We start from the raw sequence: 16,678 nt of genomic DNA, 5'->3' as shown, positions 1-16,678 counted from the left end.
CCGACTCGTTTCCTAGGTCAGTTGATCGAAACGACCTCGATATCAAATATCAGATCCTGACCGGCCAATGGATGGTTGGCATCCAGCGTGACGGTTGCTTCGTCGACCTCTACCACCGTTACCGGAACGGCCTGTCCGTCCGGCGTTTGCATCTGCAATTGGGTGCCGGGATCCAGCGGAATATCGTCCGGAATGCCTTCGCGCGGGATTTGCTGGCGCGCCGCGGGGTTGATCGGGCCATAGGCTTCCACGCAGGCGATCTCGACCCGTTTTTTGTCGCCAATGTTCAAACCCGGCATCGCCGAATCCAAACCCGGGATAATCTGGCCCGTACCAACGACGAATTCCAGCGGGTCACGTCCTTCGGAACTGTCAAAGACGTTTCCGTCCAACTGCGTTCCTGTGTAGTGGATGCGAACCGTGTCGCCTTGTTTGATTTCGGTCATATTGGTCTCCGGCCTCTTTTGGGGTTTAGCGGCCAAGCCTAGGAGGTCACACGACATTGTAAACCCCACCCTCTTTCATGCCCGTTATTGTTGTGCAAACCTGCGCCGGACGATCAGGAGGGGACCGGATGCCAATCACAACCTGCATTTTCGATGCGTATGGAACGCTGTTTGATGTGGCCGCCGCCGCGCGGCAAGCAGCCGGAGAACCGGGCTTTGAGAAACTGCAACAAAAGTGGCCCGAACTAGCCAATCATTGGCGCCTGAAACAGCTGCAATACACTTGGCTGCGCGCGGTCACGGACGCGCACGCGGATTTCTGGGATGTCACTCAGGATGGACTCGACTGGGCGCTTGAGGCGACTGAGCTGCACGGCGACGCCACCCTGCGGCAGCGGTTGCTGGATCTCTACTGGGAATTGCAGGCTTACCCGGAAGTTCCGGAAATGCTGCGCGCATTGAAATCGGGTGGATTGCAAACAGCGATTTTGTCGAACGGCTCACCACCGATGCTGGACGGCGCGGTCCAGTCTGCGGGTATCGGAGAGGTTTTGGACAATGTGTTGTCGGTGGAAAGCGTCGGCGTGTTCAAACCGGACTCGCGTGTCTACGACCTTGTGCCAGAGCGTTTCCGCTGTGCCCGCGACGAGGTGCTGTTCGTCAGTTCAAACGGCTGGGACGCGGCTGGTGCCAGCGGGTATGGCTTTGTAACCGCCTGGGTCAATCGCGCCGGGGAACCGATGGACCGCTTGCCATGGAAGCCTGCGCATGTACTGTCCGACCTGACGACTATTCCGCAACTCGCTGGGCTTTAATGGCTTTTTTCACAACTTCTGATGACAGACGTCTTTACTTTGAGGATTCTGGATCTGGTACGCCTGTACTTTGCCTTGCCGGGTTAACCCGCAACAGCAAGGATTTTTCGTTCCTCGCGCCGCATCTGGGCGATATGCGGATGATCGCGATGGATTACCGCGGGCGCGGTCGCTCGGACCATGACCCGGATTTCTTGAACTACAACGTCCTTCGCGAATCTCAGGACGCGACCGAATTGTTGGACCATCTTGGCCTGGACCGCGTGAACGTCGTCGGGACGTCTCGTGGAGGGCTGATCGCCATGGCGCTTGCCGCTAGCCATCACGAACGGCTATTGAGTGTTGTCCTGAACGATGTCGGCCCGGTGCTGGAACCATCGGGCATCACCAAGATCATGGAATATGTCGGCAAACAGCCCGTGTCCAAGACTTACGATCTGGCGGCGCGCGCGCTGCAACACGTCATGGAACCTCAGTTTCCCGGTGAGCCACTTGAGCGTTGGCGGCAGCAGGCTGAATTCCAGTTCGATGAAACGGCTGATGGACTGACACTCAGCTATGACCCCACGCTGCGCACAGCGCTTCTGGAACAGGCCAGTGCTGGGCCTGCCCCCGACCTATGGCCGCTCTTTGACGCGCTGCAGGGCATTCCGACAGGCGTCCTGCGCGGCGAGAATTCGGACGTTCTGGGCAAAGACACGCTGATTGAAATGCACAATCGATATCCCGATCTTATATCGGCAGAAATACCTGACCGTGGTCACCCGCCATTTCTGGACGAACCACAGTCGATTGAACTCATTCGCAAGGTACTGGTCACCTCATGAGCACACTTGAAATGATCGAGGCCGCCGCCGAGCGACTCAAAGGGCATGTTCGCGAGACGCCGATTCTGACATCCCCGTTTCTGGATGACATCGCTGGCCGCCACGTGCTGGTGAAACCCGAGTGTCTGCAACACACCGGCAGCTTCAAGTTTCGCGGGGCCTGGTCGGCCATATCGGCCCTTGGTAACGCGGACCGGCAGCGCGGTGTCATCGCCTATTCCTCGGGCAATCATGCGCAGGGCGTGGCCTATGCGGCCGCACAGCACGGGATTTCGTCGGTCATCGTCATGCCCGCTGACGCACCGCAGCTAAAGATCAACAACACCCGCGCGCTGAGGGGTGAGGTAGTCTTGTACGACCGAGCGAACGAAAGCCGTGAAGAGATTGGCGAGGCGCTGGCGTCTCAACGTGGCCTAACACTGATCCGGCCTTACGACGAACCTTTGGTCATCGCAGGTCAAGGCACCGTCGGGCTGGAACTGGCGCGACAGACGGCCGATTTGGGTATCGAGAAGGCGGATGTTCTGGTGTGCTGCGGCGGCGGCGGGTTGACCTCAGGTATTGCGCTGGCGCTGGAAGGCCACGCACCGGGGCTGCGCGCCCGCCCGTGCGAGCCCCAGGGGTTCGACGACGTCAAACGGTCTTTGGCAACCGGGCATATTCAAAGCAACAACGCCGCATCGGGCAATATCTGCGATGCAATCCTGACGCCGCAACCGGGCCAGATTACCTTTCCGATCCTGAACCGGCTGTGCGGCCCAGGCCTGTCGGTGTCCGAGGAAGACGCGCTTCGCGCCATGGCGCAGGCGTTTTTGCGCCTCAAGATCGTGCTGGAACCGGGCGGAGCGGTGTCGCTTGCCTCGGCCCTGTATCGCGCGGACGAAATCGAAGGCGATGCAGTGATCGTGGTAGCATCGGGCGGCAACGCCGACCCCGAAGTCTTTGGAAAAGCGCTGGAATACCTGACCTGACAAGTCGTTTAGGCTGGGGCAACCTGACATTTGGGCGTATGACGCCAGGGGATTGAGTCGTGCAGATCGCAGACATTGGAAACGTTCAAATCCACTATCGGGTTGATGGTGATCCAGGCGGCGCGCCAATTGTGTTTGCCAATTCTCTGGGAACCGACCTGCGGCTGTGGGACGATTTGCTGCCGCACCTGCCTGCCGGGCTGCGCATCATCCGTTTTGATAAGCGAGGGCACGGCCTGTCCTCTCAACCCCCGGCGCCTTATTCGATGGGCGCCCTCGTGCGCGATACGGAAGATCTGCTTGACTTTCTGGAGGTGCGCGATTGCGTTTTTGTCGGCCTTTCGATCGGCGGGCTGATCGGACAAGGGCTGGCCGTCAAACGTCTGGAGCAGGTTCGTGCGCTGGTGCTGTCCAATACAGCGGCCAAAATCGGCATCCCTTCGATCTGGCAGGACCGTATGGACGCTGTACGAAAAGGTGGGATCGAGGCCCTGGCCGATGCGACCATGGAACGCTGGTTCTCAAAGGCGTTCCGCGCGTCGCCCGAACATCTGTTGTGGCGAAACATGATGGTGCGACAGCCGGTTGATGGCTATCTGGGCTGCTGCGCGGCAATCTCAGGTACGGACTTCTACACCCCCACCAGCGGCCTGCGTCTACCGACACTCGGCATCGCCGGCAGCGAAGACGGATCGACCCCACCGGATCTTGTGCGGGAAACCGTTGACCTGATCCCCGGCTCTCGGTTCGAGCTGATGCGACGCGCTGGGCACTTGCCTTGCGTGGAACAACCGGCAGAATACGCGGCATTGCTGCACAGCTTTCTGACCGAAATCGGACATGTTTGAAGGAGCCTTGGTTTGGCCGATCTTCTATTAGTCCATGGGTCCTGCCACGGTGCCTGGTGTTGGCGCGATCTTATCCCAGCGTTGGAAGCGCTGGGGCACGAGGTCCGCGCCATTGATCTGCCCAGCCACGGCTCGGATCCGACACCCGTTGCCGATGTGACGTTGGACAGCTGTCGCGACACAATTTTGGATGCGACCTCGCCCAATACGATCATTGTCGGTCATTCCTGGGGTGGCTACCCGATCAGTGCCGCAGCAGAGGCGGAGCCGGATGCTATGCGCGCCCTTGTTTTTCTTGCCGCCTATGTTCCCCAGGATGGCCTTTCGATGGTGGAAATGCGCAAACTATCGCCCCGGCAGACAATCCATGATGCGATCGAAAAATCAACGGACGGCCTCTCGTATACGGTTACACCAAGCAAGGTGCATGACCTGTTTTACCACGACTGCCCACCCGAAACCGTGCCATTCGCGTTTGCGCGCTTGTGCCCGCAAGCCATCGCACCACAGGACACCCCCCTGCCCCTGACCGGCAATTTCGACCGGGTTCCCAAGGCATATATCCGGACAACCGGTGACCGGACGATCCCGACCGAATACCAGGAACAAATGAGCCGCGACGCTCCTGAGGCGATGCGTCATACGATTGACACGTCGCATTCCCCGTTCTTTGCACAACCGCAAAAACTAGCTGAATTGTTGGACAAAATCGCAAGGGACCTGCCTAGATCACAAGTCTGAGCGTGTCCCTTCCAACCTTCATTTTCTGCGGGTAAGGTCCGCCCAAATCCTCATCCTCGCGGTTCAAATGCGTCTTCCCTTTTTCTTCGTCCTTCTCACGGTCATGATCGACGCCATGGGCATCGGCCTTGTCCTGCCTATCATGCCGGAACTGATCGTCGAGGTTCAGGGCGGCACGTTGGCGACAGCTGCGATCTGGGGTGGCATCCTCAGCACCGCGTTTGCCGCCATGCAGTTTGTGTTCGGACCAGTTCTGGGTAACCTTTCGGATGCTTACGGGCGACGGGTGGTATTGCTGGTCTCGCTTTTCGTCATGTCACTGGACTATGTTGTTATGGCGCTTGCGGGCAGCATCTGGTTACTGTTGGCCGGGCGCATCGTCGGAGGCATTACAGCGGCCACGCATGCAACGGCGGCGGCCTTCATGGCGGATGTGTCGAAACCCCACGAAAAGGCCGCAAACTTTGGTCTATTGGGCGCAGCGTTTGGCGTCGGGTTTGTCTTTGGCCCGGTACTAGGTGGGCTGCTGAGCGAATATGGCACACGTGCACCATTTTGGGCTGCGGCGGGTTTGTCTGCACTGGCCTTCGTCATCGGTGTATGTGTCATGCCCGAGACGGTCACCGACAAGACGCGCCGGGCCTTCAGCCTGAGGCGGGCAAACCCAGTGAACTCGTTGCGCGCGATTGCCGCGTTGCCCGGGATCCGGCCGATGCTGTGGGTCTATCTCCTGTACTCCATCTCGATCTATGTCTACCCGGCAATTTGGGCGTATTTCACAACCGAACGGTTCGGCTGGTCTCCACAAATGATCGGCCTGTCACTGGGCGTCTACGGGATTGGCATGGCGGCCGTTCAGGGCGGCCTGATCCGTCCCGCAACCAAGTATTTGGGGGAACGCGTCACAATCATCTACGGCATGGGGTTCGAACTGTTTAGCTTTTTTCTTCTGGCCTTTCTGACCAATGGGATCATTGCCCTGATGCTGATCCCGATCACCGCGATCGGAGCGGTTGTGACCCCTGCCCTGCAGGCCTTGATGTCGCGTAAGACGCCCGATTCGCAACAGGGTGAACTGCAGGGGGTGCTGACATCCTTGCACGCTTTGTCGATGGTCATCGCACCTTTGCTCATGACCAGCGTGTTCGCCCAGTTCATCAAACCCGACGCGGCGATCTACTTGCCGGGCGCACCATTCCTCTTGGCATTCGTCATGATGGTGATCTGTCTTCTTGTGTTTTCCCGTTCACGTGGGGTCATGGCATAACTACGACATCCCTTTGACGGATTCCGCCTTGCAGCGTCCCCATAAGCGCGCCACCGTAGCGCAAAGTGAGAGAGGGACAGCATGCAAACCATCAAAGCCGCCGTTTGCCGGGCGTTCGGTGAACCTCTGGTCATCGAAGATATTCAGATCGCACCGCCCAAGTCAGATGAGGTCGAAGTGACACTGGATGCAGTGGCAATTTGCCATTCGGACATTTCATTTTCCGGTGGTGCATGGGGCGGGCATCTTCCTGCCGTCTACGGGCACGAAGCAGCGGGCATTATCACTGCGGTCGGCGACTCGGCAGGTGAATTTCAGGTTGGGAACCCGGTTGTCGTTACCCTGATCCGGGCATGTGGCTCGTGCCCCTCTTGCGCGGGAGGGAATCCAACTGTCTGCGAAACGCCTTATGACAAAGTCAACGGGCCGTTGCGCACAGCAGATGGCGGACCACTGGAGCAGGCAATGGCCTGCGGAGCTTTTGCAGAGAAGGTTGTGGTCAGCCACCGGCAGATTGTCAAAATACCACAGTCGATGCCCAAAGACGTCGCCAGCCTGCTGTCCTGCGGCGTGATCACGGGCGTCGGCGCCGCCGTCAACGCCGCCGGGCTGCGGCCCGGACAGGATGTGGTGGTGATCGGTGCCGGAGGTGTCGGGCTGAACGCAATTCAGGGCGCCCGCATCGCCGGTGCACGTCGTATTGTGGCCGTGGACATGACCGAAGAAAAGCTGACCATTGCCAAGGAATTCGGCGCGACCCACGGCGTTTTGGCCGATCAGAAAGCCCCCTGGAAGGCCGCCTACAAGGCGCTTGGAGGTCGCGGTGCAGATGCCGTGTTGATCACCGTCGGCGCGATTCCTGCCTACGATCAGGCCCCTCGTTATTTGGGTCCGGGTGGTAAGGCGGTAATGATCGGGATGCCGCACTCCGGGGATATGGCAAGCTACGAGCCGGTGGTTCTGGCCGCGCTGGGTCAGGGTTTGATCGGATCAAAAATGGGCGATGTTGTCATTCAGCGGGATATTCCGTGGATGATCGACCTTTATGATCAGGGACGCCTGAAACTGGATGAACTGATTTCGGGCCGATGGTCGCTGTCGCAGATCAACGAAGCGATCGAGGACACCAAAACCGGATCCGCCAAGCGTAACGTGATCGTTTTCGACAGGGATTAACCCGGCAGGGTAGGAGACCACCTGATGAAACTGCAAGACCTCGATATCATTGTCACCGCCCCTCCTGCGCCCGGATGGGGCGGGCGGTATTGGATTCTGGTCAAAGTCACGACCGATACTGGGATCACGGGCTGGGGGGAATGCTATGCATCCTCGGTTGGCCCCGAGGCGATGCGCCATGTCATTCGGGACGTGTTTGAACGGCACATGCTGGGCGAGAACCCCGAAAACGTTGAGCTGATGTTCCGCCGAGCATACTCCAGCGGGTTTACTCAGCGGCCCGATCTGACGGTCATGGGCGCCTTTTCCGGACTGGAAATCGCGTGTTGGGATATTCTGGGTAAAGATCGCGATCGGCCGGTCTACGCCTTGCTGGGCGGATTGGTGAACGAACGCATAAGGGCCTACACCTATCTGTATCCCCTGCCCCAACATAATCTGAACGATTTCTGGACGTCGCCTGAACAAGCGGGCGAATGTGCCGCCGAAATGGTCCGGCGCGGGTTCACAGCCGTCAAGTTCGACCCCGCCGGGCCTTACACTGTTCGGGGCGGGCACATGCCTGCGATGTCCGATATCTCGATGTCTGTTGCGTTCTGCAAAGCAATCCGAGAGGCCGTGGGTGACAAAGCCGATCTGCTGTTTGGCACCCACGGGCAATTCAACACCGCGGGCGCAATCCGGTTGGGTCAGGCGCTTGAACCCTATTCACCGCTTTGGTTCGAAGAACCGACACCTCCGGACATGATCGAAGACATGGCCCGCGTCGCGCGAAACGTTCGGACCCCGGTCGCAACCGGTGAACGGATGACGACCAAGGCCGAATTCTCTGCCGTTTTGCGGGCTGGGGCGGCGGAGATCCTGCAACCCGCGCTGGGGCGTGCCGGCGGCATTTGGGAAATGAAGAAAGTGGCCGCCATCGCCGAGGTCTTCAACGCCCAGATGGCCCCGCACCTGTACGCCGGTCCGATTGAATGGGCCGCCAATATCCATTTGGCCGCATCCATCCCAAACCTGCTGCTGCTTGAGACCATAGACACGCCGTTTCACGATCAACTCATCAAAAGATCATTGCAGGTTGAGGCCGGATTTGTCCCTGCGCCGACCGCACCCGGCCTTGGCATCGAGGTGAACGAAGATCTTGCCCGGGCGCACCCCTTTAACGGTGATGGCCTGCATCTGCAGATGCAGGAAGAGCCCTGTGATTACGTGAACGGAAACGCCTTTCAAGGTGGTGCCCCTGCAACCGAGGGGTGACAACCCAATAGGTCTTGGGGCACATTGACCCAACCCATAGGTGTTAAACAGGCCACGCGTGACACTCGAAGACGACCAAACCGAACAAACCGAAGCTGCGCTATCTGAAATGAAAGAAAGCGCGGCTCGGGCCTCTGCGTTTCTGAAAACGCTCGCGCATGAGGGTCGGTTGATGATCTTGTGCCATCTGGCCGACGGCGAAAAATCCGTGGGTGAGTTGGAGGCCTTGTTGCGTATCCGTCAGGCTGCAGTCAGTCAGATGCTGGCGCGCCTACGCGCTGAAAACATTGTTGCAACGCGCAGGGACGGAAAGTCCATCTATTACTCGCTGAACAACGACGGCGCGGCGCAGGTGATCGCTGTTCTTTACGATATGTTCTGCAGCCCCGACAGCGAATAACGCTTAGTTCGATACATAGCCCGCGATCACTTGCAACAGTTTGAACGCGGTTGCGGCGTCGTTTTCGACCACGGCCAGGAATTCTTCTTCACCAATACGCAGGCACGACAGTTCCGTTTCGGCGATCATGCTCAGCGCCCGAGGTTCCTTGCGGATCAGGCCCAACTCTCCGACCAGGGCACCGGGGCCGACCGTGGCAATCAACTGATCCACTCCGTCGGTTTGCGGAAGGTACAACCCGGCTTCCCCGTCCAGCACCACATAGGCGCCATCGGTTGGCTGATCGTCTTTGAGGAACACGACCTCTCCTGCTTTGGCATCGAACCAGCGCGCACCAAAGGCCAGCAGGCGCAGCTGCCGGCGGTCCAGCCCGGAAAACAGCGGTGTCTGTTCCAGCGCGCGCAGCTTGCGCGAAAGGTCAGCCGAGGCAGCACTGTCTTCTTCCACGTCCGCAGGTCCTTCATCCGAGACAACCCGACCTTGCCTGATTTCCACATACATGTCGAACACGCTCGGGTTTTCGAACTGGTCGTTCAGGTAGATCACCGTGGTATCCGGCAGCAGAGCGCGTAGATTTTTGTACACGGCCACTTTCGAGGCCATGTCATAACTGGCCAATGCGTCCTCAAGGATCAGAATATCCGGTTTCTTGATCGTCGCGCGCGTAAAGGACAGAGGTTCAGCAAAAACCGCTGGCAGGTTTTGACCGCCAAGCGCCACCGGGACGTCATAGATCAGCTCGACCACCAGCGGGCGCGCACCGTTTTCGTTCAATACATCCACGATCAGTTTGCGCGCCTCGTCCGAACGGGCGCCGCCAATCTGACTGACCTTTCCAAACAGAGCGTTCTCCAGAACTGTCAATCCGGGCGCGAATTTTGATTTGTCCAAGGGCACAAATACATCCAGCAACCGCTCCAGCAGCTTTTCGGAATGGCTATGTCGCAGCTCAAGAATGCGGTCCTTGAGGTCGTCGGTGAAGGCTGGTCCGATCTGTTCCGCCGAAATCACAAACGGAACGGCCAGCAGGTTTGCCAACTGTTCATCTTTCAGCCCCGATACGCCCTCGTTCCGGGTCTTTTCGACAAGCTCGACCGCAGCCTCGTACGTTTGGGCCTCTAGTCCCAGTTTGCGAAACAGCGGGTGATCGGTGCCGTCCAGGCCAAAAATCTGGCGCAGCATTTCAATCACATCGCGTGTCAGGCTGACCAGAGTTTCGTCCAGACCAAATTCACGTAACTGTCCCAGAAACACCGTCTGCTGAGCCAAAAGCTCTTGTGTGACTGGCACCTTGGGCGTCGCGAACAACAGGTTCTCGGCAACAGGCAAAGCGGAGTTATAGCTGTCGCGATCAAAGATCAGCGCCTGCTGGTCCAGACCCGAGCTTTTCACTGCTTCCTGAACCAAAGGCCGCAACTCGACCAGTTTTTCGGCCAACTCTGGGTGTTCGGCCGCATCAAACACCTGCTCAGCCCCGCGCAGGAACAGCGCCGCGCCCGACCCCATCCCGTCAATCAGTTTCAACCACCAGTCGCGCACCTCTTCAGCGCTGTCTAATCCCGCAGTCGCCGGGTCCAGCCAGTTTGCCTTGAAGGGGTCCGGGCTATTGCCGGCCCGCAACGTCTCATCATATCCGGGGTCGTTTGTTTCGGATGTCTGTGGCTTGAACCGCATCGGCATCATGACGTTGTCGCCCAGCGTACCCTGGAACATTACGGGTCGTGACGAAGCATACCCAATACGGGCGGCCACAACGCTTTGATGCAGCTCTGACAAACGGATTTCACCGATCCGAACCCGGCCCGAGCTGGGCAGAATTTCCCGCGTCAGCAACTCTGCCATAGCGCGGCGATCTTCTTCGCTGGGGGCCGCGATCCCGATGATTTTCCCGCTGGGAAAGGACAGGTCCAAATCATCCAGAACCTGGTTACCGTCCATATCGCGGACCGAGACATGGTCGAGCACGATGTCACCGTTCAGCCTTGGCGTGGCCTCGGGTTCGCCATCGAACAGTTTTTCGTCATGCATTCCGGAAGGTGCAAACCGTTCCGTCACCACGTCCCAGCGCAGCGACATGTCCTGTGTCTGGTTATAATAGGTCAGCAGTTCCTTCCACGGTGAGCTGAGATCCTTATACGCAGCCAGGGCCGCAACCAGCGCACCAAGCGAAACCGACCCCTGCAGGACCAGAAGACCGCCAACCAAATAGAACAGGAACGGTGTCATCTGCGAGATGAAGTTGTTTATGAATTTCATAAAGAACTTCTTCTGGTAGATCTCGAACCGGATACCAAAAAGGCGCCCCAGCTGCTCAGACACCATCGCCCGGCGGTATCGCCACCCACCATTGGCACGCAACGTAGACGCGCCCGCCGCGTTCTCGCCGATTTGGGCGGCCAGCAGGCGAACCTCCTGAATGCGTTTTTTGTTCAGAAGGTTGATCTGACGCTGCAGTTTCGGAATCAGCCAGGCTTGCAGAGGGATCAGCGCGACTGCCGCCAGCCCAAACCAGAAGCTTTGCAGAAAAAGGAAGGACAGGATGGTGATCATCTGACCCGCCTGCAAAACCGGTTGGCTGATCGCGTCCCCCATGAGCCCGCCCATCGGCTCGCTTTCGGCGGTGACCATCGACACCAGCTCACCTTGGCTGACGCGTTCGAAATAGGGTTGCGGGAAACGCAACGCGCGGCTGATCAGCACGTACCGGAACCGGCGCAACATACGCTCGCTCAGCACGCCTTTCATTGTGTTGATGCGCATTTTCATCAGGCCATGCGCCAGCACCGCGATCAGAAACGCGATACACAGAATGATGAGGAATGTCGTCTGAGGTAGGCTATGACCCCAGACATCTACAACCGGGCTGGCCGCGCCAATCGCATCGTTGATGATGCGTTTGGGCAATTCGAGCGTCAGATAAAGTAGTGGAAACAACGTCGAGGTCACGGCCAGCAGAATCAACTGGTCGCGTTTCGAGTATTTCCAAATAAACTGGAAAATTGAACGTTCTATGGAACCTGCCCCTACTAAGGATCACTGAAACGATCTTGACGAAAGTGTCGTAAACCCAACACTCTGAATTTACCTTAGTCCAGCCAAAAGAGGCAAATAGTTTCCAATTTGATCAGTTAATTGCCGAGTGTGAACAAGTTCATTTGCGCAACCACAGATTAGTGCCTAGACTCTGTCTGGGACGATATCGGGAGGACTCATTTGACTGCCAGTATAGGCGCAGTGCTATTGATGCTCTGCTTGTTGCAGATCAAACATATGTTTGCGGATTTTTTTCTCCAGACTCCGAAAATGTTGGCAGGGCGCGGTGAGTATTTTCACGTGGGCCGTGCGCAGCATGCGGGCGTGCATGTCATCGGGTCAGTGATTGTCTTTTTGATTTTTGGCGCGCCGTGGTCGTTTATTTTGATCATTGCTGCACTGGAATGGGTTGTTCACTTCAATATTGATTTCGCCAAAGCCAGCTATTCGGACAAAAAACAACTGATGCCGACGCAAGCCGCGTTTTGGCGGGCTGCGGGTCTGGACCAGTGCCTGCACAACCTGACATACATCGCCATGGTTTGGGCCTGGGCTGAATTCGCGACCTGATCAGCGATTGCTTCAGGCGACATTTTCCAGGGATTGCGGACAATACGCGTCTAGCCACATTCGATCCAATTGGTCGATTCTAGCGGCGTCGAAACGTTCTTCTTCCTCCCAATAGCGACCAGACGAAACGAAGTAATTCAACTGTGCCTCTGCCTGCAGTGCCGCTTGCATACCCTTTGTCGAAAGCAGCCTGTCAGACATTAGGGTGTCAGTCGTCACCGAAGGAAAGACCAGCCGGCTTTCACCCTGCGACAGTCGAACCACGCGGCAGTTCTGCGCGGCACCGAACAAAGCCAACCGGGCGGATTTTGCCTCGAGCGATCGCAGCGTCACATCAGCGCGCAAAGGGTCGGCTGCTCCTTTGCCGTAAAAATGGGTCTTGCCGGAATTCGGGTAAATCATGTCACAGCCAAAAAAGGCCAAGACGGCCGGCTGAAGCGCGGCCAAGGCCCAGTAACCAGCCGTAAACGCCATCGTGCCACCGGCATAAACAAATCCGCCAAACTTGTTTTGATGCGGAACGTATTCATCCGCCTCGACGATGCTTTGGCTGCGGACCAGTTCGTCCGGACGATTGCAGATAGGGAAGTCCTCAGGATGGATGAGGAAATCCCAATCGTCGCGGATACGCCAGGCGTTGTTGATTGCAACGATGTGGTTAAACGGATCCCTCGACCACTCCCGAGCTGCAGCGGCGGCCGGTGCACTTCCAAGTATCAAAACGCGATGCGTCGGTTCGGCCATTCTGGGCCCTGCCCTTTTCCAGTTCCCCGCAAGGATAGGGCGATTTTTTTCTTTAACTACCCCAGTACAGAAAAACTGCTTTCTTCGTTGATCGGGCGCTTGCGGGAATAGAACCCGACATCAATGCTCCGCCCGATATAGGGAAGTTCATATCGCAGCGGCTGCGCATCGTGATCCGCGCCGCCTTCACAATACGCGATCAGGGCCGTCATCATCTTGCCTGCGATCGGCGCGTTCTTGTACTGGTTCCCACTGGTCCCGCAGGCCATGTAGAACCCCGGCAGGCTGGATTTGTCATATATCGGAATCCAGTCTGTGGATGCGTCATACAGGTCCACAACTCCGCGCGTTTTGGACGGGATGCCAAGACTTGGGACGCGCTGCGCGTATCGCATGGCCTGCGTTGTCCACTGGTCGGTGAAATCGTGGTTGTAATCCACATCATCCTCACACCACTGATGCGGGTCACATTCCGGATCTTCCGAGCCAATCAGAATGTGGTTGCCGTGCTCGGGTCGACAGTAGCAGGCAATATCGCTGTCCGAGACAATCGTTCCGTCGTTTTCGAAATCAAACCCCTCGGGTGCGGGGACGTGCACAACCTCTTGCCGCAACGGGCGGGTTTCGATCGTCATATCATCCAGGACACCCGCCATCTTGTTGATGATCGCTGAGCCGGGGCCCGCGACGTTCACGACGACTTTTGCGTGGATTTCTTCGCCCGAGACAAGTTTAACACCCGAAACCCGACCGTCGCTGGACAATATCTCGACCACTTCGGCACCAGTGCGCACTTCTGCGCCATGCAGCTTGGCAGCATCCATCAAGTTCTGCGCGGACAAAGCCGGGTCCGTGACATATCCCGCCTGCGGCCAGAACACGCCGCCCTGCATCTTGCGCCCGTTCGGGTGCCCGAATTCCGGATCATCCATCCGGCGCGCCGGCGCGAAACTGTCCTGCGAGTAGATCGGCAGGCGCTCACCGACTTTATCTGATGACCATTCTTCGAACGGGCAATCCAGATCGGCGCTGTTTTTCATGTGCTTTTCAAGCAAGCCATTGGCATCGGTCTTCATCACCAGACAGCCGGTCTCGCGGAATTGCGCCAGATTAGCATCCTCGGGCAGGCCGAGGTAGTCCGCCCAATCGCGCCAATAGTGGTAACCTTCCCACGCAAACGCCGTTCCATCGAAGGTCGAATAGTGCATCCGAATAATAGCACATGACCCCGCGGTCGAACCGTGGCCAACCTGACTGTTTCGGTCCAGCGACAAGGTTTTCCAGCCTGCTTTGGCCATTTCAAAGGCGATGGCTGCGCCGATCACACCTGTTCCGATGATGATTGCGTCAGGTTGACTCATGAGGCTTCTCCCTTCCAATAGCGCATTGAATAGGCGCTGAATTCTTCGACTTCTTCGGGCTTGGGCTCAACCCCGGTGAAGACATAAAGGTAATGCGGAACCATTGCGATCCGCGTGGACATTGGCTCGTTCAGCTGCGCCAGATCATAACCGATTTGCATATAATACAGCACGCGGGCACGCGTTTCGGCTTCGACCTCGGAATAGCCGTACCGCGCGAACATGGCGTGAAGCGCTTCGAGCCTGCGCGCATCCGATTGATCAAGCGCCCGGCGTACTTTCCCCGACTTGCGCGCCCAATCCCGGACGGCAAAATCCAACGCGGTATCGAACAGTTCAGTATTCACCACGCAACGATGCACGTTGCAAACGGCTGCGGTTATCGTATCCGCCGGGGCCTTGGCCTGCGCGACCAAAGCCGCTGTATTCGTCGCATGCCAGCGCGCCAGCAGGGCGTCCAAAAGCTCTTGCCGGGATTTGAAATACCAATAGAAGGACGACCGCGACACGGCCATTCGTTCAGCCAGGTTCAGGACCTTGATTTGGTCCACACCGTCCGAGATCAGGACATCCATAGCCACGTTCAGCCAGTCGTCACGCGTGACCTTGATATTGCCGACCAAAGGCTCGGCTTCGGGGTCGTCCCTGTGCAGGATGGGCTTGGTACTCATTCAACTCTCCGGCGGAGCGCCGCCCGCAGCGGTGCGGCGCGCAACAAACTCGTGCAAGGCACCCATGCGGTCGCTGTCACATGAAGGCGCTTTGAAGTCAGACAGAATACTCTTCCAAACCGCGGTCGCGCGACGATTTGCATCCATCGATCCGCGCTCTGTCCAGGTTCCGAAATTTGCATAATCGTGCAAATGCGGTTCATAGAATTCGGTGTTGTACCGCTCCATCGTCTGGCTTGAGGCAAAGAAGTGCCCGCTGGGTTCAACTTCACTCAGGGCGGTGTCGAAACCGATCTCGGCTGTACCTGCCTGCGCCCCTGCACAAAGCTCGGCCACCATGTTCAGGACCTCGGCGTCACAGATCATTTTCTCAAAAGAAACGGTCAAGCCACCCTCCAGCCAACCGGCCGAGTGAATGATTACTGTCGCTCCTGCCATCAGACAGCCCCAAAGACCAAACTGGTTTTCATTCGCTGCTTGAACATCGTTGATGTTCGACGCTGATCCGGCAGCCGACCGCCAAGGTAGGCCCAGATGCCGGGCCAATTGACCTGCGGCAAGCGAAGCCTGGAAATGTGAGGGTGTTCCAAATGCGGGCGCACCCGATTTCATATCCACGTTGCTGGTGAACGTGCCATAACACACCGGCGCACCCGGCTTGGTCAGCTGTGTCAGCGTCAGCGCCGCCAGCGCCTCGGCATGCGACAGCGTAATCGCCCCGGCCACAGTAATAGGGGCCATCGCGCCCATCAGAGTAAACGGCGTGATGATCGACATCTGTCCATTGCGGGCGAAATCTATCAGCCCTTGCGCCATCGGTATGTCCAGCGTGCGCGGGCTGTTCGTATTGATGATCGTGTAGCAATGTGCGCCCGCCTGAAACTCATCGTCCGACAGCCCCCGTGCGATGGATAGCATTTCAAAGCAATCCATCACCTGCGGCGTTCCGCGAGAGAAGAAAAACGGGAACTTGTCGGTCAGCTCCATCTGCGCCTTCGTCGTGAAATAGTGGCGCAGATGGGTCGGCACGTCCTGAGGCTCGACCTGAGGCGAGATCATCTGGAACACATCAAAATGATGCGTCAGCTTTAGGAACTCCAGATAATCCTGCCCTGTGGCGGGACGGCGGCCGCGTTCAAGATCTGTCGCGTTCGGTGCCCCTGCCCCCGGTTGAAACACCAGACTACCTAGCTCAAGGGTGAAGTCTCTGTGTCGCGCGCCTGCATGGCACGCTATCGACTTTGGTGCTGATGCGACGGCGGCTTCAACAATGTCGCGGCCGATGAAGACCATCTCGGTATCTTCATCCACCCGCGCGCCCGCTTTCGCAAAGAGACGCCGGGCTTCCGGAAGCAGGCATTTGACGCCCAACTCCTGAAGTGTTCGCAAGGCCGTTTCGTGCATATTTGCAATCTGGTCAGCCGGGAACACCTCCATCAATGGGAAGGGATTCTTCAACTGGCGATAATTCACGTCCCGACTGGGCGCAGGAGCGGCCTCGGCGCTTCGCCCGCGCCGTCGTCGCCCGCGTTCGGATGTTTGTCCGATCAT

The 16,678-nt window shown here is 57.9% G+C and carries 16 protein-coding genes; 10 read left to right on the top strand and 6 right to left on the bottom strand.

Features of this window, described 5'->3' with window-relative positions; genetic code table 11:
- Nucleotides 1-17: 17 nt before the first annotated feature.
- Entirely contained in the window at nucleotides 18-446 is a 429-nt protein-coding gene (locus DHN12_RS15015) for a peptidylprolyl isomerase (protein ID WP_108860945.1), read from the bottom strand.
- Between the two features lie 128 nt (nucleotides 447-574).
- On the opposite strand from DHN12_RS15015, the gene DHN12_RS15010 reads away from it, so the two are divergent.
- The 9 genes from DHN12_RS15010 to DHN12_RS14970 all read left to right on the top strand — a co-directional run bounded on the left by DHN12_RS15010 (nucleotide 575) and on the right by DHN12_RS14970 (nucleotide 8,748).
- Nucleotides 575-1,261 (top strand): haloacid dehalogenase type II, encoded by a 687-nt coding sequence (locus tag DHN12_RS15010; protein ID WP_108860944.1) that lies wholly within the window; start codon nucleotides 575-577, stop codon nucleotides 1,259-1,261.
- Entirely contained in the window at nucleotides 1,261-2,088 is an 828-nt protein-coding gene (locus DHN12_RS15005) for an alpha/beta fold hydrolase (protein WP_108860943.1), read from the top strand. Before DHN12_RS15010 ends, DHN12_RS15005 begins: the two co-directional genes overlap by 1 nt.
- On the top strand, nucleotides 2,085-3,059 hold the full coding sequence (locus DHN12_RS15000) for a threonine/serine dehydratase (RefSeq protein WP_108860942.1): 975 nt from the start codon (nucleotides 2,085-2,087) through the stop codon (nucleotides 3,057-3,059). The genes DHN12_RS15005 and DHN12_RS15000 overlap by 4 nt, the downstream gene beginning before the upstream one ends.
- A 59-nt stretch (nucleotides 3,060-3,118) precedes the next feature.
- Nucleotides 3,119-3,907 (top strand): 3-oxoadipate enol-lactonase, encoded by a 789-nt coding sequence (gene pcaD, locus DHN12_RS14995; protein WP_108860941.1) that lies wholly within the window; start codon nucleotides 3,119-3,121, stop codon nucleotides 3,905-3,907.
- Nucleotides 3,908-3,919: 12 nt separating this feature from the next.
- A complete protein-coding gene (locus DHN12_RS14990) occupies nucleotides 3,920-4,648 on the top strand; it encodes an alpha/beta fold hydrolase (RefSeq protein ID WP_108860940.1) in 729 nt (242 codons plus the stop codon).
- Nucleotides 4,649-4,715: 67 nt separating this feature from the next.
- On the top strand, nucleotides 4,716-5,915 hold the full coding sequence (locus DHN12_RS14985) for a TCR/Tet family MFS transporter (protein ID WP_058273145.1): 1,200 nt from the start codon (nucleotides 4,716-4,718) through the stop codon (nucleotides 5,913-5,915).
- A gap of 81 nt (nucleotides 5,916-5,996) precedes the next feature.
- Nucleotides 5,997-7,091: a Zn-dependent alcohol dehydrogenase gene (locus DHN12_RS14980; RefSeq protein ID WP_108860939.1), complete on the top strand. Its 1,095-nt coding sequence runs from the start codon at nucleotides 5,997-5,999 to the stop codon at nucleotides 7,089-7,091.
- 24 nt (nucleotides 7,092-7,115) lie between these two features.
- Nucleotides 7,116-8,348 (top strand): mandelate racemase/muconate lactonizing enzyme family protein, encoded by a 1,233-nt coding sequence (locus DHN12_RS14975; RefSeq protein ID WP_108860938.1) that lies wholly within the window; start codon nucleotides 7,116-7,118, stop codon nucleotides 8,346-8,348.
- 109 nt (nucleotides 8,349-8,457) lie between these two features.
- Nucleotides 8,458-8,748, top strand: coding sequence for a helix-turn-helix transcriptional regulator (locus DHN12_RS14970; RefSeq protein ID WP_058273231.1), 291 nt, complete (start codon nucleotides 8,458-8,460; stop codon nucleotides 8,746-8,748).
- Nucleotides 8,749-8,751: 3 nt separating this feature from the next.
- Here DHN12_RS14970 and DHN12_RS14965 read toward each other — a convergent pair whose 3' ends face one another.
- On the bottom strand, nucleotides 8,752-11,748 hold the full coding sequence (locus tag DHN12_RS14965) for a cyclic nucleotide-binding domain-containing protein (RefSeq protein WP_199913516.1): 2,997 nt from the start codon (nucleotides 11,746-11,748) through the stop codon (nucleotides 8,752-8,754).
- 243 nt (nucleotides 11,749-11,991) lie between these two features.
- On the opposite strand from DHN12_RS14965, the gene DHN12_RS14960 reads away from it, so the two are divergent.
- Nucleotides 11,992-12,351: a DUF3307 domain-containing protein gene (locus DHN12_RS14960; protein ID WP_373455762.1), complete on the top strand. Its 360-nt coding sequence runs from the start codon at nucleotides 11,992-11,994 to the stop codon at nucleotides 12,349-12,351.
- Between the two features lie 12 nt (nucleotides 12,352-12,363).
- On the opposite strand, the gene DHN12_RS14955 is transcribed toward DHN12_RS14960, so the two are convergent.
- The 4 genes from DHN12_RS14955 to DHN12_RS14940 are packed head-to-tail and all read right to left on the bottom strand — an operon-like array spanning nucleotide 12,364 to nucleotide 16,678.
- Nucleotides 12,364-13,095 carry a hypothetical protein gene (locus tag DHN12_RS14955; protein WP_108860935.1) on the bottom strand — a complete coding sequence of 244 codons (732 nt, stop codon included), beginning with the start codon at nucleotides 13,093-13,095 and terminating at the stop codon, nucleotides 12,364-12,366.
- A 56-nt stretch (nucleotides 13,096-13,151) separates the two neighbouring features.
- Entirely contained in the window at nucleotides 13,152-14,456 is a 1,305-nt protein-coding gene (locus DHN12_RS14950; protein WP_108860934.1) for an FAD-binding oxidoreductase, read from the bottom strand.
- Nucleotides 14,453-15,127, bottom strand: a complete 675-nt coding sequence (locus tag DHN12_RS14945; protein WP_108860933.1) for a TetR/AcrR family transcriptional regulator — start codon at nucleotides 15,125-15,127, stop codon at nucleotides 14,453-14,455. The genes DHN12_RS14950 and DHN12_RS14945 overlap by 4 nt, the downstream gene beginning before the upstream one ends.
- On the bottom strand, nucleotides 15,128-16,678 hold the full coding sequence (locus DHN12_RS14940; protein ID WP_108860932.1) for a trimethylamine methyltransferase family protein: 1,551 nt from the start codon (nucleotides 16,676-16,678) through the stop codon (nucleotides 15,128-15,130). It lies immediately after the preceding gene.

It is taken from the genome of Ruegeria sp. Alg231-54 (assembly GCF_900143525.1).
Classification (GTDB): domain Bacteria; phylum Pseudomonadota; class Alphaproteobacteria; order Rhodobacterales; family Rhodobacteraceae; genus Ruegeria.
The sequence above is the reverse complement of the archived record's forward strand: the minus strand, read 5'-3'. Positions and strand labels throughout refer to the sequence as shown.

Coding starts and splice junctions, on each gene's coding strand:
- DHN12_RS15015 (WP_108860945.1), bottom strand. CDS start 446: ATGACCGAAATCAAACAAGGCGACACGGTTCGCATCCACTACACAGGA.
- DHN12_RS15010 (WP_108860944.1), top strand. CDS start 575: ATGCCAATCACAACCTGCATTTTCGATGCGTATGGAACGCTGTTTGAT.
- DHN12_RS15005 (WP_108860943.1), top strand. CDS start 1,261: ATGGCTTTTTTCACAACTTCTGATGACAGACGTCTTTACTTTGAGGAT.
- DHN12_RS15000 (WP_108860942.1), top strand. CDS start 2,085: ATGAGCACACTTGAAATGATCGAGGCCGCCGCCGAGCGACTCAAAGGG.
- DHN12_RS14985 (WP_058273145.1), top strand. CDS start 4,716: ATGCGTCTTCCCTTTTTCTTCGTCCTTCTCACGGTCATGATCGACGCC.
- DHN12_RS14980 (WP_108860939.1), top strand. CDS start 5,997: ATGCAAACCATCAAAGCCGCCGTTTGCCGGGCGTTCGGTGAACCTCTG.
- DHN12_RS14975 (WP_108860938.1), top strand. CDS start 7,116: ATGAAACTGCAAGACCTCGATATCATTGTCACCGCCCCTCCTGCGCCC.
- DHN12_RS14970 (WP_058273231.1), top strand. CDS start 8,458: ATGAAAGAAAGCGCGGCTCGGGCCTCTGCGTTTCTGAAAACGCTCGCG.
- DHN12_RS14960 (WP_373455762.1), top strand. CDS start 11,992: ATGCTCTGCTTGTTGCAGATCAAACATATGTTTGCGGATTTTTTTCTC.
- DHN12_RS14955 (WP_108860935.1), bottom strand. CDS start 13,095: ATGGCCGAACCGACGCATCGCGTTTTGATACTTGGAAGTGCACCGGCC.
- DHN12_RS14950 (WP_108860934.1), bottom strand. CDS start 14,456: ATGAGTCAACCTGACGCAATCATCATCGGAACAGGTGTGATCGGCGCA.
- DHN12_RS14945 (WP_108860933.1), bottom strand. CDS start 15,127: ATGAGTACCAAGCCCATCCTGCACAGGGACGACCCCGAAGCCGAGCCT.
- DHN12_RS14940 (WP_108860932.1), bottom strand. CDS start 16,678: ATGATCGGACAAACATCCGAACGCGGGCGACGACGGCGCGGGCGAAGC.